Origin of the sequence: Bacillus sp. NPDC094064, from assembly GCF_050279585.1 — a bacterium.
GTDB lineage: Bacteria > Bacillota > Bacilli > Bacillales > Bacillaceae_G > Bacillus_A.
On record NZ_JBNNUI010000001.1, the window covers coordinates 647,620 to 667,619 of the forward strand.

Consider the following 20,000-nt stretch of genomic DNA (forward strand, 5'->3'; position numbering starts at 1 on the left):
TTATGCCACAACCTCTCGTTTATTTTCAAACTGCTTATACTCCTCATCTTTCATGATTTTCTTCAAAATTTGTACAGATTTCCACACTTCTTCGTATGTGTTATATAAAGCGACTGGCGCAAGTCTTACTCCATTAGGTGCACGGAAATCAGGGATAACTCCATTTGCTTTTAATGCTTTACAAATGCGTGCTGCTTCTGCATGTTCTAAATAAATGTGCCCGCCTCGTTTTGCATCCTCTAATGGATTACCAATTGTAAATTCGAAACCTTTTAATTCCTGATCAATTAAATCAAGCATGTATCTCGTAATATGTAGAGATTTTTCACGTAAACGTTCTATACCAGCATCTTTAAAAATTTCAAGAGAACCGATTAACGGTGCAGTACTTAATACGTGAGGTGTACCGATTTGATATGCACCTGCATGGTCAGCCGCAGTTAATGAATGTTCCATATCAAACTGCTTATCTTTTCTAGAACTAAACCATCCAGACAATCCTGGAAGTCTATTAAAATGTTTATTATTTACATAAAGGCCCCCAACACCACCAGGTCCTGCATTTAAATATTTATAATTACACCAAACAGCGAAATCAACATCCCACTCTTTGAAATGGTGCGGAATAGAACCGATTGAATGACATAAATCAAACCCAATATGAATACCTCGTTTATGTGCTTCCGCTGTTAAACGTTTCATATCGAGAATTTGTCCACTTCTATATAAAACAGAAGGTAATAAAATTAAAGCGATATCATCTTCCATCGCATGAATAATATCATCTTCAGAAAGTGTTCTACCATCTCGGCTCTTCACTCGTACTAAATGCTCATCTGGATCTAAACCTTTTAAACGAATTTGACTCTGAAGTGCATATATATCCGATGGAAATGTTAATTCATCCGCAAGAATTTTTGTGCGTATTCCTTTCGGCTCATAAAACGTCGCAATAACTTGGTGTATATTCGTAGTCGTGGAACCAGTTACAATAGTTTCTTCTGGTAAAGCTCCAATAAGAGGTGCCGTCAATTCACCTGATTTTTCTGAAAGGAAAAACCACGGATGCTCGCCTTCTGTCCAGCCATCAATACCATACTCTTTCCATGAATCTAGTAAAGTAAGTAACGATTTCTCTGCTCTTTTTGAAAGTAGTCCTAATGAGTTTCCATCTAAATATATTGTTCCTTCTTTTTTATAAAATTCAGTTTGAAAATCTTTCAGTTCATCATGTTTATCACATTCAAGCGCATATTCATAAGTTGGTTGAAATGGTTCTTTATACATGGTGTCACCTTCTTTTAATTTTCTTTTTATTCTAACTAATTGAAATATATCATCTTAGTTGATATAACGTCAATGATATTATGTCAGTTGACTTTATATATGAATTTCTTTTACAATACAGTTATATTTTCAGACATTTCAGTATAAAGAGGTGATTCTTTGGAAAATTCTACGCTTTCAACAAGAAAACACCGCTCCTTAGAAACGAAAAAGAAACTATTACATTCCGGTTATACTATTTTTATAAAAAATGGATTTCAGAAAACGACAATCACGCAAATTATTAAACATGCAGAAACTGGTTATGGAACAGCATATGTATACTTTAAAAACAAAGATGCTCTCCTTATCGTTTTAATGGAAGATGTTATGAATCGCTTTTATGATATTGCCGAGCGTTCTTTTTTCCCTCAATCAAAAGCAGAAGCACATAATATGATTCAAAATCAAGTTAGAGCATTCTTACAATTAGCTGAAGAAGAACGGGCTATCTTGCAAGTTGTTGAAGAAGCAATAGGAGTATCAAAAGTGATACGTCAAAAATGGGAGGAGATTCGCGAACGCTTTATAAAAAGTATTACGCAGGATATTACTTACTCTCAAGAAAGTGGATTGGCACAGCCTGAATTAAATAAAGAGATTGTAGCACGTGGTTGGTTCGCGATGAATGAATCTTTTCTTTGGACAATTGTACAACATAACAAAGAAGTAGAACTAGAAGAAATAGTGTATACGTTGACAGAAATGTATACGACAGGATTGTATAAATAGCACACTTTCACAGATAAACAAATAGAACATATCCTTAACCCTTCTGAACTTACTTATTGGATAACAAAAAAATTCTTTTGATAAAGAAATATATGAAAGAGCTATTAAGATTTTCCATTGAAAATCTTCAAATAATAAAAGCGTTACTCAAAAAATTGAATAACGCTTTTACCTTAATATATGTCTTTAATATTAATCTTCTTTATGATAAGCAGTTTCTACGCATTCTGCTAGACGCTCCATTTGTTCCATAGTTAAACCTCGTGAAATCCAGCCTGTTAACTTATACATCATTTTATAATAAAAATTACTAGGTTCATATTCTGAAATTAATGTTAGTGCTGTACCTTCCTCATCTTCTTCTAACATATAAGTCATTGCTGAATAACCTTGCTTCATTTCACTACCTAGTGAAATAATATGCGGTGTATCGTATTCAAGGATCTCTACTTCTGCCTCGAATATTTTCTTACCGACTTTTTGAACAGAAATATATTTATCTCCTACACATGGATTCTTTTGATCCATATTTAAAGGATAGCGATTTTCTATTATAAACGTATTCCATTCTTTTATTTTTTCATCTTCTATTATGTAGTCACATACAACATCCATTGGTGCTTTTATTACTATTTCTATTGCAAAACTCATTACACTGCCCCTCTCAAATACCCTATCCATTTCTATTTCAACTAAATCATTATGCCATATTTTATATAGTGAAATACAAGTAGAAATTAAACTTTTATTACGAGAATGTTTATTGTAATAAGAAAATCGTGAATAAGTAACTTAAATACTTATTCATACAAAATATTTTATTAAAGATACAACAATTAAAAACAAAGCCACAAGTAGTAAAGCAATCCCTATACTTCTATTTTCTTTTTCGTTATTTTTAAAATTTTGCACCCCTAAACTAACTAACATAAACCCTAAAAGCGTTTGTAAAATTAGCATACTCTGTTCCGAAGTGTCATTCCAACTATAAATAGAATATCCCATTATAATTATCGCAAGTACAATCGTTAAAATCCTATTCATATGAAAATCCCTCCTATAAAGTGAAACTTTAATCAGTGGGGATTTTCTTCATCCCCCACTGATTATTAGTTGAACCAATCGAGCTTTTATGGGCAGTTGATCCCCCACCTAACTTCTTTGCCTTCGCTGAATTTTGAGGTGGGGGTCTTACTGCTCATTAAAGCGGGATAAAAAAAGAAACCGCTAAGTTTCCTTAGTGGTTTTATTAACAATTTATATTTAGTAAAATTGCTTTTTATGAATTTGATATAAGTCAAAAGAATTTCCTGGCCAATATAACTATGTATGTTAGCACGCTTTTTCTTTATTCAGTCTACTTACAATTCCAATTATAAATTTATATTCAATCCTCCTCTTCTTAACCCTCTTAAACCCTTCTTTCGTATCAAAAATTAAACACGTTTTCCGAAACCACATTCGTACATATAAAGACTCAAAATAAATAGGTTTTATAATTCCTCGTTCTTCAAATTCAGTTCCATCTTTATTTTCGGTTTCTGTTCGAACAAACCACTTATTTCCGATGCCAATTTCAATATACTTCACATAAGTCCTCCTTCCGGAAATTAATTTCTAACTATTCTATTATTTCCCCGGTAAGCGCATATTCCGACAGAACATGAGCCCACAAAGAAAAAGTAGATTACAAAAATCTACTTTATAGCTTATATTTTTGCATTCGTTTATAAAATGTACTTCGAGGTACATCTAAAAGTTTTGCAGCTAACGAAACATTTCCATTCGTCTTTTCTAACGCTTCAATCATGCTATCACGCTGTATTTTTTCACGAAAATTTAATGTGTTCTCTGCTTTATTTTCTGCTTGCAATTCAAGTTGATGTTGATTTCCCATCATTGTTTGTAATAAAAAAGAGATTTGTTTTTCGCATATTTCCCGTCCTTGCGACAAAATGTAAATGCGTTCTAATACATTTAATAATTCTCGAATATTTCCTGGCCATGTATGCTGAGAAAATTGATTACAAATACTCTTTGGAAATACAACATTCCAATTCTTTCGTTCGCAAAAATGTTTTATGAAGTACGGAATATCCTCTATTCTTTCTATTAACGATGGAACATATAACGGATAAACATGTAAACGATAATATAAATCTTGACGGAATTTCCCTTCTTCTACTAATCGCAGTAAATCTTTATGTGTCGCAGTAATAATACGAATATTTACTGGTACCTCTTTTGAACTGCCAATTGGAGTTACTGTTCGCTCTTGTAAAACACGTAATAATGCTACTTGCATCTCTGGCGACACTTCACCAATTTCATCTAAAAATATTGTTCCTCCGTCTGCTTGTTCGAATTTCCCTTTATATCCTTGGCGCCGCGCACCTGTAAACGCACCTTCAGCATAACCGAATAATTCACTTTCCATTAATTCTTTCGGTAATGAACCGCAGTTAACCGCTATAAAAGGGCCATTTTTTCTTGGACTATTTTCATGAATCGCTCTCGCAACATATTCTTTCCCTACACCTGTTTCACCACAAACATATACACTAGCGTCAGTTGGTGATACAAGCTTAATTTCTTCTAAAGTATGTTGAAATGCACTGCTCGTTCCAATAACTCCAGGGAAAGTAATTCCGTTTATAAATGAGGAAGTATAGAGTGCATTTTCTTGTTTATTTTCCTTTAAATAAATACATTTCCCAATCATTCTGTTATTACTGTATACTGGTACTTCTAACTTAGATTTCAATCCATTGTGCATTAAATCTTCAAGTTTCATTCGTGACCAATTACATACTCGTTCACGAATTCTCTTGCTCGCAGAAACGATAATATCACGATGATTACAAATAACAACTTGTTCATCACTGTCAATTACATCTAAAAAACGATGGATTAAATGAAGTTCATTTTGATGCACTCGAATACTACATTCACGTTCAATCGCATGTGCAATCGAAGTTACCATTCCGAGCATATATGGATGCGAAAACTCAATCGGACAAGAAAAATCTAAAACACCTATTAATTTCCCATCATCATTATGAATGGGAGCGGCCGCACAGCTCCAGCTATGAGATGCGACAGAATAATGCTCTGTACCACTTATCATAATAGCCTCTTCAATTTCTAACGCTGTTCCAATCGCATTTGTGCCAACAGCTGCTTCCGTCCATTTTACACCTTCAATAAAATTAATATGTTTCGCTCGTTTTAGCGTTTGCTGATTTCCACTTAATGATAGAACGTAACCGTCTGGATCAATTAATAATGCCATCATTTGCAGTTCATCAATGGTTTTTCTCATATTTTGTATTTGTGGTATCGCTATATCTAGGAAGATTTCACTCTTTTTCTTTTGGTCTTGAAAAATATTAGAAGACAAAATTTTCTGACCTTTATTCATATGAGGATTCACATTTGCTTGTTTACATCGATGCCATGACTCTGAAATTCTTTCGTTTATACGGTTTGAATCAAGGACTCCTTCATCAACAAACTTTTTCCATGTATGTAAGTAAAACGGTGAAGCTAACATTGTATCATCTCCCTTTTCATTGTTTTGGAGATTTGTAAAAACATACTTTTATTATAAAACTGAATAAAAGCGTTTTCAATAAAACTAGAAAGACGACACAAATATGTTAATAATTTGAATATCTTAATGCGCTTCTTTATTCTTTTTTAGTAGCACTATGATTTGAATAATGGACGCAAAGAAAATACATAACCAAACCCACTTTTGCGGAGTATCATTTATAAAGAAAACTATCACCGCTATTGCAAATAAAATAGTGGATGCTAAACTAAAATATAATTTTGTTTTAATTCCCATTATCCCTCACCCCTCTATCACTTTATAGTACATACTAACTCTTCATTTTTCATCGCTACTATGTACTCCTTTAAAACATATTCTTTCCCGCCATGTTTTTCATACCATTTATGTATTCTTCTAGTATGCTTCTCGTCACTTCTAATTTTCGATTCAATTTCTTTATACTGTTCATAACTATTATATTCCCATATAGCGAATATTTCAGTTGTACCATCATTATTATCTTTCATCCAGCGTCCTATTAGCCTGGAACCATGCTTTAATTGATTAGGTAAGTTCGTGTTAGTAAAATGCTCATTAAATATTTCTATAAATTCATTCTTTATTATATAGTACTTCCTTCTATAAAACATATATTTCCACCTCTTTTATAAACAGACTCAAAAACACCTTCCCATTACTACCGTATTATAATACTTCCCATCCGACAGTCTTTTATCATTTTTCAAAATACCTTCTAATTCAAAACCTAACTTTTGATACAGCTGAATTGCTTTTTCGTTTGTCTCTAACACTTGTAATGATATCTTTTTTACTTCATTTTCATCAGCCCACTGAATACATTGTTGCAAAAGACTCTTGCCCATTCCATATCCCCAAAACTCTCTTAAAATACAAACGCCAAATTCTACTTTATGAGATAATCTCTTCAAATTTGACCCTTCACATCTTGAAAATCCAACGATTCGATTGTGCACTTCTGCAACTAAAAATAGATTCTTTGTCTCTTCACTATCTGTTTTTATTATTTTTTGAAACCCTATCTTATCTATAAATCCCTCTCCAGCTTCTCTATCCATATTTTCAGTTTCGCCATCGATCTGAACTCTAATTTCCGATAACTGCTCAGCATCTGTTTCAACTGCAGAACGAATTGTATAAGTTAATCCATTTATATGAAACTCTTGTCCTTTTATAAGCATTTCAAACTCCCTTTACATGCAGTCTATTGACGCTATTACAATTTCTTTACCTTGTTTCTCAAATTCTTGTATCGTTTCTTTACTAGCTTCTTCATCTGTTATTATAAGGTGAATTTCTTTCAGTGACTCTCCATTTATAAAGCAATTTATTCCGAGTTTATAATGAGACGCTAAACAAATATTCATTTTAGCAATCTTACTTACTGTTTTACTAAAATAAGCAACTTCCGGCGTTTCATTACTTATACCATTCAATGAAATGCCACCACCTGTAGAGAAATGAAGATCAATAGAAAATCTACTTATCAATTCAGAGGCAAGTGTATCTGTCATATTTCCTGATGGTTTCACCTTTCCACCGATTAAGTACGTATCAATGTTCTTATATTCCCGTAACGTACTAGCAATTTCTATAGAATTCGTAATAACTGTAAATGATGTTTCCGGTAAATATTTTAACATGGCATAATGAATAGAAGCCCCACCAATAAAAATGGAATCCCCTTCTTGTATATAAGAAGCTGCGATTTTTGCAATTGCGTCTTCATATATAGAACCATTACTATAACGCTCAAATGGATCGGCGGCTAAATTCCTTACTCTAGCAAGTTCAATTGCACCTCCATGGGTTCTTTTTAACAAGCCATCTTTCTCCATAATAGACAAATCTCTTCTTATAGAATCGATAGACATATCGAAATTTTCCGCAAGATCTTTAGCAATTACCCTTCCATCTTTCTTAAGTAACTCTAAAATTTTCTCTCTACGCTCTTCAGTAAACATATGCCCACCGCCGTTATTGAAGATTCTGAAATCTTATCCTTATTTTAATTATATGCATGTCTCTTCCGTTTTACAATATTTTCAATTCTTATTCACTCCGTTTTATTCTGCTTTTCCCCTCTTTCTATTCCGTTAACTAGACAACGAAATAAAGTGAAACTTTAATCAGTGGGGTTTTCTTCCTCCTCCACTGATTATTAGTTGAACCAATCGGACTTTTATGGGCAGTTGATCCCCCACCTAACTTCTTTGCTTTCGCTGAATTTTGAGGTGGGGGTCTTACTGCCCATTAAAGCGGGATAAATGCATATTTGCATATTCCACAAATATACTTCCATTTACCTTCCTATTGATGTAAAATTATTCCTATGTTTTACTTTTTAACATAGAAAGGAATTACTATGAAATCTATAATTAAAGTAACTTGTACAGCATTATTATTTACAGGACTAATGGCAGGATGTAATGGGAATACTGCACCAAAACAAGAAAAGAGCGCTCTTGAAAAGAATGCAATGCACTATGGGGAAATATATAAAAACGAATACTATAGAGCAACTGTTGAAAATGCTAAATTCGAAAAAATAGACAAAGAGTGGCGCCTCACAGCTCGCGTTACTATAAATAACGCTCGTGTTGACGGACAAACGATAGATCTTTCAGAAATAAAATATTTCATAAAAGATGACAAAACGGGTGAAAAATACGAAGGTGAAGTTATACAAAATGAAAATGCTAAAAAGGTTCCATCCGAATTTTCTTTAACTACCGACATTGAATTTAATATGAAAACTTCACCAAAAGATTTAAATAATATGTATTTATATATAGATAGTAAAGCTGCGCCGTTAACAGATACATATTGGAAACTTGATAATTTAGCATCTAAATAAAAAACAGTCATATAAGACTGTTTTTTTATTTGTAAAGTTATAAAGTTTACTAGTTACCTATCTCCAGCAATACATTATTTGCACAAATCATCACTTCTTCAAATGGACAATCAAATAAAACCCCCAGTTCAAAACCATCTCCAGCAAGATCTATTTCATGACATAACCACCAAGCACCTTCAAAATTTTCCGGAATAGAACATTTCGTTACTCCTGTAAAAGTTACTTGCAGTTTATCAAATTCACTGAAAGTACCACTGCAATCTAAAGTTATACAGATTTTCTCTCTACTGATTTGACTACACTGTCATGTAGTGAGTATCCATGTAGTTGAACGACATTCTGCGCGAGCTTATCTTTTATAGTATTATAATTATCTATATACGCTTGTTCCAAATTATTCATTCTTTTCTCATAATCTATTGTCCACTCAAGCATAAGTTTCTTTAATTTTTCCGATGGGTATTCTGAATTAATTGTATTGTCATGAATGTATGGATGTAATGACTTAGGTAGAAACTTTAATAAATCTTTTTTCTTTTCTTCCAGGTCTTCTCTTAAACTTTGCTTATAATCCATTCCTATTTTTTTACTCTCTCGCAAAATATCTTCCCATTCCTCCAACGTTTCTGGGAAAATTAAAAATCCAAACACTTGCATTTCTTTATACCACTCTTTATTGAAATACTTCAAAGGCTTTTCTCCTAAAACATTTTAACATCCAATAAAAGCGATATATTTATTATATCATTCCAATAACTATTTTTTCTAAAGAAAAAATGTAAAACTGTAAATATTCCGCCTTTTATTTCTAAAACTTCAGCTATTGACGTTAAAAAGTAATAGGGTATTTAATTTCTTCTATAAAAATGCAAACCACTATTCTCTCATTCATTTAGAGAATAGTGGTTTATTATATTTTCATTTAAGCATGTACAGCATGTCCTACAGCTTGCAATAACGCTTCATGAATCGCTTCAGTTAAAGTGGGATGCGCTGCAATAAAATCTCTCATTATATCAGCGGTAACTTCTGTATGAATCATTACAGTTCCTTGTCCGATTAGTTCGGTTGCACGAGGACCGATAATAGAAATCCCTACAATTTCTTGATATTTAGGTTCCACAATGACTTTTACTTTACCCGTTTGTTCTCCAATAATAAGTGCTTTTCCGTTCGCTGTAAAAGGAAATTCTCCAATAAGTATATCACCATATTGTTCTCTTGCTCCTTTTTCTGTTAAACCGACGCTTGCAATTTCTGGAGCCGTATAAATACAGCGAGGTACAGCATGATAGTTTACTTTCACATCTTCTCCGCTCGCGTGCAATGCTGCTGTCGTTCCTTCATGGAAGGCAACGTGAGCAAGCTGTATTCCACCAATCACATCACCTGCTGCGTAAATATGTGATACATTTGTTTGCATATGTTCATTCACAGAAATTCCTTTATTTGAAAATTGAATTCCTGCTTTTTCTAAATCTAATTGTTGTACACGAGGTTTTCGGCCGACAGAAACGAGAACAAATTCCGGATTAACTTCTTGGATACTTCCTTCATATTCAAATGAAGCTTGCTTTTTATAATTATTTAATCCTTTTAAAGCTGCTCCTGTAAATATTTCTACACCATCTTTTTCTAGTTTCTCTCTTAAAATATGTGCGATATCTTCGTCTTCACCAGGTAGTAATTGCGGTGCCATTTCAACAATCATAACTTTTGTTCCAAGTCGACTATAAATACTTGCAAACTCGCAACCTATTACACCACCGCCAACGATTAATAATGATTTTGGTATTTCTTCTAGAGACATCACATGGCTACTATTTAAAATCCACTTCCCATCAAATGGAGCAAAAGGTAATGCAGTTGGTTCTGAACCTGCCGCTATAATGAACTGTTCTCCATCTACTACATCTTCTTTATCACCTTGTGTCACTCGTACACGGTGATCTGTTTCGAATTTCGCTTTCCCCTTTATTACTTTAATTTTGTTTTTCTTCATTAAATATTGAATTCCTTGAACGAGCTGCATAACAATTTGTGATTTTCTCGTCTGTATTTGATTCCAATCAATTGAAATACTTCCTTCGCTAAGCGTAACTCCATAATGATTCGCTTTTCTCACAATATCATGCACTTCTGCACTTTCTAACAATGATTTCGTAGGCATGCAACCAACATTTAAACAAGTCCCGCCAAGATTAGCTTCATCAATAAGAGTGACATTTTTTCCATTTTGAGCCGCGATAATTGCCGCTACATAGCCAGCAGGTCCGCCTCCAATAACAACTAATTTATTCATTCTCTCACCTTCTCTTTATAAAAGAATTGTTACAGGTTCTTCTAAATAACCTTTAATTGTACGTAAAAATGCAGCTGCTGGTGCACCATCTAATACACGATGATCGAATGTTAAACTTAAAGGTAACATACTTCCTTTTCTTAATTTTTTCCCTTTATATACAGGAACATGTTCAATAGCACCTACACCTAAAATACCAGTTTCAGGTGTATTTAATAATGGCGTAAAATATTCAATACCGAAGCTACCTAAATTACTAATTGTAAATGTTGTTCCTTGCATATCATCACTATTTAAACTGCCTGTTCGTGCCTTTTGAGCCGCATTCTTAATTTCTTTAGACAACTCTACTAAAGATAGATTATTAGCAAAGCGAATAGCTGGAACGACTAACCCTTTTTCTAATGCGACTGCCATGCCTAAATGAACATGTTCAAATTGATGAATTTCATCATTTATATAAGCGCTGTTCATTTCTTTATGCTCCCCAAGTGCTAATATAACAGCACGAGAAATAAAATCTGTAATTGTTAATTTATTTCCATATCGTTTTTGTACAGTATCAGCCATATTTTTATGTAAATCTACTAAGTCAGTAACATCTACTTTCATCGCTAATGTTAATTGCGCACTATTTTGTAAGCTAGCATGCATACGGTTTGCGATTGCTTTCCGCATACCGGTAACAGGAATTACTTTACTGTTTTCTTGTTCAAGTACTTCTGGAACGTTCACTCTTATTTCAAGCGCTTTTAATACATCCGCCTTGGTAATTCTTCCACCAGGACCTGTACCAACTAATGCCTTGATATCAAGATTTTCAGTTTTGGCAATTTTCTTCGCTACAGGTGAAATTTTAATTCTTTGCTTCGCCACTTCTTTCACATAGGGTTCTGGATGTTGTACATTTTGTACTTCTATATTAGATGTTTTTTCTTCTACAACATGTGTACTTTCATGAACTTCTACTTTTTCATTTGGTTTACCGATGTAGCAAATTACAGTGCCAGGTGGAACTCCTTCATCTTCACTTACAGCTATATCAAGTACAGTTCCATCAGCGGGTGCTTCTATTTCAGTTTCGATTTTTTCTGAGTTAATACTAGCAATTAGTTCTCCTTTTGCTACATTATCGCCTGTTTTAATATTCCAGTTTGTAATAATACCTTCTTTCATCGCCATCCCTAACTTCGGCATTACAACTTCTACAGCCATATTTCTCTCTCCCTTCTCATCGTTCATTACACATGCAATAAAGATTGGTCTCCGATCATTTCTGATACCGTTTCAATTACTTTCTCTGGCGTTGGTAAATACAACTTTTCAAGCGGTGGTGAGAACGGAACTGGTGTATGTGGTGCTGTTATTCGTTTAATAGGTGCATCTAATAAATCAAATCCTTTATCCGCTACGATTGCTGCGATATCAGTTGCTATGCTACATCTTGGGTTTGCTTCATCAATAACGATAAGACGATTTGTTTTCTCAACAGATGATAAAATTGTATCTTCATCTAGTGGTGATAAAGAACGCGGATCAATAACTTCTACTTCAAGTCCCTTTTTTGATAATTGTTCAGCAGCTGCAAGAGCGGTATGAACCTGTTTTCCAATTGCGACAATTGTTACATCAGAACCTTCACGTTTAATATCTGCTTTACCTAAAGGAATTGTATAATACCCTTCTGGCACTTTACCTTTCATGTTGTAGAGTGTTTTATCTTCAAAGAATATTACTGGGTCGTCATCTTCAATTGCCGCTAACAATAAGCCTTTTGCGTCATACGGAGTAGAAGGAACGACAACTTTTATACCTGGAATGCTCGTAAATAATGCGTATAAACTTTGTGAATGCTGAGCTGCTGCGCTAAAACCAGCACCATGCATCGTACGTACTGTAACTGGCACTTTCGCTTTACCACCGAACATATAGCGGAACTTTGCGCCTTGGTTTAATACTTGATCAAGACAACTACCGATAAAGTCATTAAACATTAATTCAGCTATCGGACGTAAACCAGTTGCAGCAGCAGCCATTGCCGCTCCCATGTAACCAGCTTCTGAAATTGGTGTATCTAAAATACGATTTCGGCCAAATTCTTGTACTAGCCCTTTCGTTACGCCAAGTACACCGCCCCAAGCTTCATCATCTTGTAAATGATCAACTTGCGCACCGCCTGCAACGTCTTCCCCTATTAAAATTACATTTTCATCACGACGCATTGATATTTTCATCGCTTCATTAATTGCAGTTGACATACTTACTGTTCTAGTCATTATTTTTCACCCTCCTCTTATTTGTAAGAAACGTATACATCTTTTAATAATTCTGCATCCTCTGGATATGGACTATTTTCACTAAATTCAATTGATTTTTGTACTGCTTCATCAACTGCCTTTTCCATATCTACAAGTTCAGTTTCTGTTAATAATCCTTCATGAATTAAATGCTTACGGAAATGCACAATCGCATCTTTTTCATTTAAATGCTCTTCTTTTTCTTCTGAAGTTTTATATGTTTGTGCTTCACCTTCGAAATGACCGTAATTACGATATGTCATACATTCAATTATGGTCGGACCACCACCATTACGCGCACGTTCTACTGCTTCTTCAGCAGCTTTATATACAGCTAGAAGATCTTTTCCATCCACTTGAACACCTGGAATGTTATAAGCCTTCGCACGATCCGCAATGGAATCACAACTTGAAGCATATTCAAATGTCGTTGCTTCACCGTAACCGTTATTTTCTGCAATAAAAATAACTGGTAACTTCCAAATCGCCGCTAAATTAACCCCTTCATGGAATGTTCCTTCATTATTTGCTCCGTCACCGAAGAAACACACACTCACATCTTTAGTCCCTTTATATTTAGCTGTTAATGCTGAACCACAAGCAAGCGGGAAACCACCGCCTACAATTCCATTCGCACCAAGCATTCCTTTATCTAAATCGGCAATATGCATTGAGCCGCCTTTTCCTTTACATAATCCTGTCGCTTTCCCAAAAAGTTCAGCCATCATACCGTTTAAATCACAGCCTTTTGCGATACAATGTCCATGTCCTCTATGCGTACTTGTAATACTGTCGCTATCTGTTAAGTGGGCACATACACCAACTGCTACCGCTTCCTCACCTGCGTATAAATGAACGAAACCTGGTAGAACACCTTGCGCGAATAATTCATGTACCTTATCTTCAAACTTACGAATCTCTAACATTTTTTCATACATCCAACGAGCTTGTTCTTTCGTAATTTCATTCCCTTTACTTTCAGTTGTTTTTAACATGTCCAGCCCTCCTATTTTCTTGTTCATCTTTTATATTGCAAATACTGTGCCAAATTCTAATCCTTGATTTAATAGGTTTTCTCTTTCTTTTAAAAATAAAAAAGTGGACAAAACGAGACTAATGTCTCATTTTGTCCACTTTTGTTCCCTTAATAAAAGAATCATTACTTTATTCATTATCAAAACTCTTCTGTAATTTTCGGATGTAAATAATTTGACCTATATGATACGCATTATGAGTCGTTACATTCGCTAGCACTTCCCACCACTTTGCAGAAACAGGAAATCCTACTACATCACTTTCAACCTTCTCTTCATTTATAAGCTTTTGCCATTGTAACAGTTTCTCTAGTAGTTTTTCTCTTAACTCATCAAAGGTTTGATTATCGGAAAGCATGAAACTTTTGTTATTATCTCCAATAGCAGGTACGGCATTAACATTTGATTCTTTGTACCTAGTTTGCCACGTTGAATTCCAGTACAGCAGATGTTGTACAATTTCTGCTATACTATTACTCTCTTCATTCGGTTTCCAAAAAGCTTCTCTCTCTGATAAATCCTTAACTGCATCTGAAAATGGAATATACCAACTAGGATCATTGGCATTTGCTAATAACTGATCTGCTAATACATCTTTCACATGGGTCATTTTTCTTCCTCCATTTCATCAACTTTTATATCATACTCTCTACTCTATATACGGTGATTCCACACAATTCCCTGCTTTAAAACCATTCCATACATATGCAAATTAAGAATCAATAAGCACTTGAACCATACATCAGTGCCTGTAGTTTAGAAATAAAATGAATATATAGAAACAATATGTAAGATTAATAGATTTTCTGCTTACAACTCGTTATGATAAAAGAAAAAGAAAGCGAGCGACAAATGAATAAAAAAATCGCGGTTATTACAGGGGCATCAAGTGGATTCGGACTATTAACTACACTTGAACTTGCGAAAAAAGACTATATAGTCATTGCTACAATGCGAAACCTTGAAAAACAAGCAAACTTACTATCTCAAGCTACTAAACTCAATTTACAACAAAATATAAAAGTTCAACAATTAGATGTAACAGATCAAAATTCTATATATAACTTTCAATTATTTTTAAAAGAAATCAATAGAGTAGACCTTCTCATTAATAATGCAGGATATGCAACTGGGGGCTTTGTAGAGGAAATCCCAGTGGAGGAATACCGTAAACAATTTGAAACGAATTTTTTTGGTACAATATCAATCACCCAGCTTGTCTTACCATATATGAGAGAACAAAAAAGCGGGAAAATCATTAATATAAGCAGTATTAGCGGCCAAGTTGGATTTCCTGGTTTATCTCCTTACGTATCTTCCAAATATGCATTAGAAGGCTGGAGTGAATCACTTCGTTTAGAAGTAAAACCTTTCGGAATAGACGTTGCTTTAATCGAACCAGGTTCTTATAACACGAACATTTGGGAAGTTGGTAAACAACTAGCTGAAAACCAATCTGCTACTTCTTCTCCGTACAAGGAATATATGGATAAAATTCAAAAACATATTAATAGCGGCAGTGGTACATTGGGTAATCCGATAGATGTTGCTAAAAAAATCGTAGAAATTGCTGAATCTAAGCGTACGAATTTACGATATCCAATCGGAAAAGGTGTCAAATTTATGGTTTTTGTGAAGAAGATTCTTACTTGGAGATTGTGGGAGTACCTTGTTTTGAGGAGTTTGAAGAAGATGTAATTACATTATTGAAAAATTATTTAAGGGGTGCTAATTAAATGTTAGGTTTACCACATGGCAAAGTGTTTTTAGTTCCATGGAACGAAGAATGGGGAATTGAGTTTTTAAAAGAGAAACAATTCATTGAGGAACAAATTGGCGAATATATTTTAGCAATACACCATATTGGCAGTACTTCCATTCCACATTTAAGTGCAAAGCCGATTATTGATATTGCAATTGAATTAGAAGATTATACGGATGGTTTGAAATGTATTAAAAAGTTAGAACTATTAAACTATAAGTACAGAAAAGATGTATTGCCTGAAAGATATTATTTTAATAAAGGTGAGCCAAGAACTCATCAAATTCATATGTATGAACGAGGGAACAAATATTTAATAGAACAACTACAATTCAGAGATTACTTAATACACAATAAAACCTCTCGTATACAGTATGAACAGTTAAAAATTCAGCTTTCACAAGCTAATCCTAATGATAAACATAAGTACGCAGAGGATAAAACAAATTTCATTAAATGCATATTAAATACAGTTAAGGATTAATAACATAGTAATTTTTCACACGAAAAGTAACCATTTATCACCTAACAGATAAATGGTTACTTTTTATTTTATTGGCTAGCGCACTTTTTCCAGCACCGCCACAACCATCAATGCCTATTATTATAAATGATTGCTCTTTATATTTTTCGTGAATCTGTTTTAAAATCACATCTAAATCCAACTTAATTCATCCCCCTTATATCCCTTTCATTTTTTATGCAGCAGGTGGAACGAAGTAAAATAGCATCGAAGTCATAAAAACAAATGTAAATACTCCAATTAGTGAAAATATATAATCTTTCGATTCTCTAGCATACTTCCATTCCATCCATGCTCTTAAGATCAACGTACCCCCTAAATAAGTGAAAATGACATAAGCAATATTAATACTTTCGAATTTAAAAATAAAAATAAAGCTAGTTATTAAATAAATAAAAAGTAGTCCTATTTCCAATTTTTTATGCAAACTATTTACATGTTTTTTATATCCCCAAAAACCTATTTTTGGCATATTTAATTTTTTTCTTAAAAACTTATCAAAAAAATAGACAGCTATACAAAAAACAATACTTATAATCCAAAAAGTAGAAGTTCCCATTAACATTCCTCCTATTCCCCCATTGAATTATCTAAAATAAAGTGGGCTATATTACGGTTATTCTCTTCTAAATAACTTAAGATTCCTTCAGGATATGTTGGCTTTGCCTTTAATTTCTCTATACTTTTCCAGATTAAAATAATATCCTCATGCTCTTTGTGCCTTATTTCATTTGCAACTACTTCTCGAACAGTTCCCCAATGTATTAATGTACAGTGATGTCCCTTTTCTCCGTTCCATTCAAAAATATTCTCGTTTACAACTGCTAATTCTTGAACAAAAACTTTTAAATTATATTCTTCCCATAGTTCTCGTGCTATTGCTTCTTTTGCCGTTTCACCAAATTCAATGGAGCCACCTGGAAAACGGTAAAATGATTCATTCTCATCACATTGTACTAATATGTTTGTGTGTTCTTCGTTTAAAATCATTGCTTCTGCACGTAATCGAGGACTTTTCATTTCTTCTCTCCCTTTAATTGCTTATTATATGACATTGCTATAGGGCTGTAATTAATACGTATTAAATAAAAAAATATAGAATCAGCCCTGTTATCATTATCGATACAGCCCCACCTAAGGACATCAAGAACTCCCTCGATTCCCTGTCATATTTCCATTCCATATATGTATCAAAACTATATAACGTAATTAAAAACAGAAAAGGTAGAAAGCCCATGTATAAGGGGTTTGAAAGAGAAGAACATATAATAATAACCACTATATAAGAAAAAATAATAATTCTGTTTCCCCATTTATGAGACTTGTTTACATATTTATTATTCCATCCTTTTTGTTTCGGTATATTCATCTTTTTTCTCACTATATTTTCTAAAACACCTAAGAATAAGATCCATAAAACTAATACAATGACTTTCACATGAAACAGAGAGGTATCCTCCTTTACTTAATCGTTTGGATTTTCTCCGGCTGATCACTCGGATACGTAGCATTCCCTTTATTTTCAACATCCCAACTTATAATTGTCGCACTATCACGTCCTAATTGATGATGAACGTGCTCTAATACATTTCGAACACACTCTGTTAGCTCTTTCTTATTTCCATTCATATCTTCATACAAATTTAATGACTTTTCATATCGTCGTTCCCCACATTCCAATACCCCATCTGTCACCATTACAATTCGATTCTTTCCAGTACGTAATTCACGAATCCCTGATGAATAGCACGGAACAGGTAAATCAAATGTATTAACATTACCAATCCATTCGTAAAAATGACGTTGATTTAATGTATATTGTCCTAATTTATGTAATTCTTCATGAAATACATACACTAGACAATCGCCAATAGATAGCCACCATATAAAATTATCTTTTCTTACACAGATTAAACAAGCTGTCTCACCTTTAATTTTTTCACATTCTTCTTTAAATGACTGCGATTGAAAAATTGTAAGTATATGATTTTCAACAGATCGAAAAACTGTTTCAATTGGTTCTTTCATAATCGTGTTGATATTTTCATATTCTTTTTCGATTGTGTGTACTACTAGCTCAACACTTTCTGCGCTATTGTGTCCGTCTAATATAATAGCGAATTCCCAGTCAACATTTGACCAAACTAACGCACCATCTTCATTCTTTTTCGCTCCAGCACTTATATTCCCACCGTATTTACCGAGCACGATATCACCATAATGTTTAACTGAGATTTCTCCTAAACACATTTCTGTATTTCCAACCCATGAATATTGTGTATTATTTGTTGTATGCATACTCATTTACCATATACTTTCGTATTCTTTCGCATAGTTTTTTTAATTTCATTTGAATTTCCATATGGTGCCCCAGTCCAATTTGCTACCTCAGTCGGTGACCAAAACTCTTTTGTTGTATTCGGATAACGCGGTATAATGTGCATATGCATATGTGGTACACCATTTCTTGAAACAAAAGTGTAAATATGTTCTGCACCTTCGCTTTCTTTTAGCGCTTTACTTACTCTGCTTGTTATGAGTCCGAATGCTTTTGCCTCATCTTCAGTTAATTCAGCTAGACCAGGTACATGTCTTTTTATATCAATCATTACGTAACCAAGATATGTTTCTTCCTTTTCCCAATGGACATGTCCAACGTATATGAGATCGTCTTCATAAATAGCACCACCTGGAACTGTAATATTTCCGTTGTGTTTTTCGCAAATGAAACAGTTTTTATCTGCTGGATTATTAATTGACATATCCATCACCATCCTTTCCATTTATAATATCATAAAAAAAGGAAAAACAGGTTTTATATTCCGAAAATTCACTCTCTTTAGTTAGCAATTTCCTCATTAAAATCATATACGATCCAATCAAATTTCATATTTACAATTGATTATTTCTTCAACACAATAATCCCTATACAAATTCCAATGACAATTCCGATTACTAAATTATCAGTAAATAAACTATGTACTACACCGATTACAATACCTATAGCGATACCGATTGTCATTGCGTCATTTCTTTTTGTATTATTAGCCAAAACTGCATCTCCTCTCATAATTTCTCCTCATATAATATCCATTTACATGAACGTTACTATCTCCTAATATATTTGCTTTCCCGCTTAAAAATTTCCAAAATATGTACTTTATTACTTTTCCATTCCCCCTACATAATCCTCTTCATTTGAAAGGATTTTTAAGTCACCATTCCATATACATAGGCATTTACTATAAGAAAGAACAGTAATTCATTGAAGGAGGAACGATTCAAATGCATCCTCATTGGAATCCAAATCTAAATCAACAATATATTTACTCGCCCCACGCTACAAGGAATACACTGTATTATGATTCTCAGCATATGATGCAGCGCATTGCAAGCCTTGAAAGCCAATTAGCGAAATTAATCTCATTAATCGAAGAGAATAATCATTTAATAAAATCAATGGAACAACAGCAAAATCAAGTTTGCGCACCAGCTGGCGGTTCTGTTATTGTTCGTATGTAATTTTTCCGAACAAAAAAACACACTTTGTATAATAAAGTGTGTTTTCT

At 33.7% G+C, this 20,000-nt stretch carries 24 protein-coding genes and 3 pseudogenes; 5 read left to right on the top strand and 22 right to left on the bottom strand.

Annotation, left to right across the window (positions count from 1 at the left end; genetic code table 11):
• Complete coding sequence (kynU, locus tag ACQKNI_RS03465; RefSeq protein ID WP_098840966.1) at positions 1 to 1,287, bottom strand: kynureninase; 1,287 nt, start codon at positions 1,285 to 1,287, stop codon at positions 1 to 3.
• Between the two features lie 159 nt (positions 1,288 to 1,446).
• Between kynU and ACQKNI_RS03470 the strand changes: the two genes are divergently transcribed.
• The gene (locus ACQKNI_RS03470; protein ID WP_088229292.1) at positions 1,447 to 2,058 is read left to right on the top strand and encodes a TetR/AcrR family transcriptional regulator; all 612 of its coding nucleotides are present in this window, start codon (positions 1,447 to 1,449) and stop codon (positions 2,056 to 2,058) included.
• 192 nt (positions 2,059 to 2,250) lie between these two features.
• Here ACQKNI_RS03470 and ACQKNI_RS03475 read toward each other — a convergent pair whose 3' ends face one another.
• The 8 genes from ACQKNI_RS03475 to ACQKNI_RS03510 all read right to left on the bottom strand — a co-directional run bounded on the left by ACQKNI_RS03475 (position 2,251) and on the right by ACQKNI_RS03510 (position 7,617).
• Complete coding sequence (locus ACQKNI_RS03475; RefSeq protein WP_427282193.1) at positions 2,251 to 2,709, bottom strand: SRPBCC domain-containing protein; 459 nt, start codon at positions 2,707 to 2,709, stop codon at positions 2,251 to 2,253.
• Positions 2,710 to 2,862: 153 nt separating this feature from the next.
• Entirely contained in the window at positions 2,863 to 3,102 is a 240-nt protein-coding gene (locus ACQKNI_RS03480) for a DUF3953 domain-containing protein (RefSeq protein WP_140417258.1), read from the bottom strand.
• A 288-nt stretch (positions 3,103 to 3,390) separates the two neighbouring features.
• Positions 3,391 to 3,648, bottom strand: a complete 258-nt coding sequence (locus ACQKNI_RS03485; RefSeq protein WP_088229290.1) for a DUF3977 family protein — start codon at positions 3,646 to 3,648, stop codon at positions 3,391 to 3,393.
• 112 nt (positions 3,649 to 3,760) lie between these two features.
• Positions 3,761 to 5,611, bottom strand: coding sequence for a sigma-54-dependent Fis family transcriptional regulator (locus ACQKNI_RS03490; protein WP_098882321.1), 1,851 nt, complete (start codon positions 5,609 to 5,611; stop codon positions 3,761 to 3,763).
• 123 nt (positions 5,612 to 5,734) lie between these two features.
• Positions 5,735 to 5,908 carry a hypothetical protein gene (locus ACQKNI_RS03495; protein WP_088229288.1) on the bottom strand — a complete coding sequence of 58 codons (174 nt, stop codon included), beginning with the start codon at positions 5,906 to 5,908 and terminating at the stop codon, positions 5,735 to 5,737.
• 17 nt (positions 5,909 to 5,925) lie between these two features.
• Entirely contained in the window at positions 5,926 to 6,264 is a 339-nt protein-coding gene (locus ACQKNI_RS03500; protein ID WP_088229287.1) for an NIPSNAP family protein, read from the bottom strand.
• A 27-nt stretch (positions 6,265 to 6,291) separates the two neighbouring features.
• The gene (locus ACQKNI_RS03505) at positions 6,292 to 6,834 is read right to left on the bottom strand and encodes a GNAT family N-acetyltransferase (protein ID WP_088229286.1); all 543 of its coding nucleotides are present in this window, start codon (positions 6,832 to 6,834) and stop codon (positions 6,292 to 6,294) included.
• A 12-nt stretch (positions 6,835 to 6,846) separates the two neighbouring features.
• The gene (locus ACQKNI_RS03510) at positions 6,847 to 7,617 is read right to left on the bottom strand and encodes a DeoR/GlpR family DNA-binding transcription regulator (RefSeq protein ID WP_088229285.1); all 771 of its coding nucleotides are present in this window, start codon (positions 7,615 to 7,617) and stop codon (positions 6,847 to 6,849) included.
• Positions 7,618 to 8,018: 401 nt separating this feature from the next.
• On the opposite strand from ACQKNI_RS03510, the gene ACQKNI_RS03515 reads away from it, so the two are divergent.
• The gene (locus ACQKNI_RS03515; protein ID WP_088229284.1) at positions 8,019 to 8,510 is read left to right on the top strand and encodes a hypothetical protein; all 492 of its coding nucleotides are present in this window, start codon (positions 8,019 to 8,021) and stop codon (positions 8,508 to 8,510) included.
• A 49-nt stretch (positions 8,511 to 8,559) separates the two neighbouring features.
• Here the strand turns inward: ACQKNI_RS03515 and ACQKNI_RS03520 are convergent.
• The 6 genes and pseudogenes from ACQKNI_RS03520 to ACQKNI_RS03545 all read right to left on the bottom strand — a co-directional run bounded on the left by ACQKNI_RS03520 (position 8,560) and on the right by ACQKNI_RS03545 (position 14,756).
• A pseudogene (locus ACQKNI_RS03520) lies at positions 8,560 to 9,203 on the bottom strand (DUF4085 family protein).
• 232 nt (positions 9,204 to 9,435) lie between these two features.
• Positions 9,436 to 10,815: a dihydrolipoyl dehydrogenase gene (gene lpdA / locus ACQKNI_RS03525; RefSeq protein WP_088229282.1), complete on the bottom strand. Its 1,380-nt coding sequence runs from the start codon at positions 10,813 to 10,815 to the stop codon at positions 9,436 to 9,438.
• A gap of 15 nt (positions 10,816 to 10,830) precedes the next feature.
• Positions 10,831 to 12,030, bottom strand: a complete 1,200-nt coding sequence (locus ACQKNI_RS03530) for a dihydrolipoamide acetyltransferase family protein (protein ID WP_098882320.1) — start codon at positions 12,028 to 12,030, stop codon at positions 10,831 to 10,833.
• 26 nt (positions 12,031 to 12,056) lie between these two features.
• The gene (gene acoB / locus ACQKNI_RS03535) at positions 12,057 to 13,091 is read right to left on the bottom strand and encodes an acetoin:2,6-dichlorophenolindophenol oxidoreductase subunit beta (protein WP_088229280.1); all 1,035 of its coding nucleotides are present in this window, start codon (positions 13,089 to 13,091) and stop codon (positions 12,057 to 12,059) included.
• 17 nt (positions 13,092 to 13,108) lie between these two features.
• Positions 13,109 to 14,107, bottom strand: coding sequence for an acetoin:2,6-dichlorophenolindophenol oxidoreductase subunit alpha (acoA, locus tag ACQKNI_RS03540; protein WP_088229279.1), 999 nt, complete (start codon positions 14,105 to 14,107; stop codon positions 13,109 to 13,111).
• Between the two features lie 169 nt (positions 14,108 to 14,276).
• Positions 14,277 to 14,756: a DinB family protein gene (locus ACQKNI_RS03545; protein ID WP_088229278.1), complete on the bottom strand. Its 480-nt coding sequence runs from the start codon at positions 14,754 to 14,756 to the stop codon at positions 14,277 to 14,279.
• Between the two features lie 242 nt (positions 14,757 to 14,998).
• Here ACQKNI_RS03545 and ACQKNI_RS03550 point away from each other — a divergent pair, with 242 nt between their 5' ends.
• Both ACQKNI_RS03550 and ACQKNI_RS03555 read left to right on the top strand, forming a co-directional pair.
• Complete coding sequence (locus tag ACQKNI_RS03550; RefSeq protein WP_212590126.1) at positions 14,999 to 15,844, top strand: oxidoreductase; 846 nt, start codon at positions 14,999 to 15,001, stop codon at positions 15,842 to 15,844.
• 38 nt (positions 15,845 to 15,882) lie between these two features.
• Positions 15,883 to 16,392 (top strand): GrpB family protein, encoded by a 510-nt coding sequence (locus ACQKNI_RS03555; protein ID WP_088229276.1) that lies wholly within the window; start codon positions 15,883 to 15,885, stop codon positions 16,390 to 16,392.
• 43 nt (positions 16,393 to 16,435) lie between these two features.
• On the opposite strand, the pseudogene ACQKNI_RS03560 reads toward ACQKNI_RS03555, so the two are convergent.
• The 7 genes and pseudogenes from ACQKNI_RS03560 to ACQKNI_RS03590 form a co-directional block, all read right to left on the bottom strand.
• Positions 16,436 to 16,573, bottom strand: a pseudogene (locus tag ACQKNI_RS03560) (uridine kinase); the annotation flags it as partial.
• 33 nt (positions 16,574 to 16,606) lie between these two features.
• Positions 16,607 to 16,990 (bottom strand): DUF4181 domain-containing protein, encoded by a 384-nt coding sequence (locus ACQKNI_RS03565; RefSeq protein WP_088229275.1) that lies wholly within the window; start codon positions 16,988 to 16,990, stop codon positions 16,607 to 16,609.
• Positions 16,991 to 17,001: 11 nt separating this feature from the next.
• Positions 17,002 to 17,451, bottom strand: a complete 450-nt coding sequence (locus tag ACQKNI_RS03570; RefSeq protein WP_088229274.1) for an NUDIX domain-containing protein — start codon at positions 17,449 to 17,451, stop codon at positions 17,002 to 17,004.
• Positions 17,452 to 17,512: 61 nt separating this feature from the next.
• Complete coding sequence (locus ACQKNI_RS03575; protein ID WP_170933739.1) at positions 17,513 to 17,869, bottom strand: DUF4181 domain-containing protein; 357 nt, start codon at positions 17,867 to 17,869, stop codon at positions 17,513 to 17,515.
• A gap of 23 nt (positions 17,870 to 17,892) precedes the next feature.
• Complete coding sequence (locus ACQKNI_RS03580) at positions 17,893 to 18,735, bottom strand: PP2C family serine/threonine-protein phosphatase (RefSeq protein WP_098357702.1); 843 nt, start codon at positions 18,733 to 18,735, stop codon at positions 17,893 to 17,895.
• Positions 18,713 to 19,205 (bottom strand): annotated as a pseudogene (locus ACQKNI_RS03585) (HIT family protein). The gene ACQKNI_RS03580 and the pseudogene ACQKNI_RS03585 overlap by 23 nt, the downstream one beginning before the upstream one ends.
• A 128-nt stretch (positions 19,206 to 19,333) precedes the next feature.
• A complete protein-coding gene (locus tag ACQKNI_RS03590) occupies positions 19,334 to 19,501 on the bottom strand; it encodes a septum formation initiator (RefSeq protein ID WP_098357703.1) in 168 nt (55 codons plus the stop codon).
• Positions 19,502 to 19,716: 215 nt separating this feature from the next.
• Here ACQKNI_RS03590 and ACQKNI_RS03595 point away from each other — a divergent pair, with 215 nt between their 5' ends.
• Entirely contained in the window at positions 19,717 to 19,953 is a 237-nt protein-coding gene (locus ACQKNI_RS03595) for a hypothetical protein (RefSeq protein WP_140417257.1), read from the top strand.
• Positions 19,954 to 20,000 lie beyond the last annotated feature (47 nt).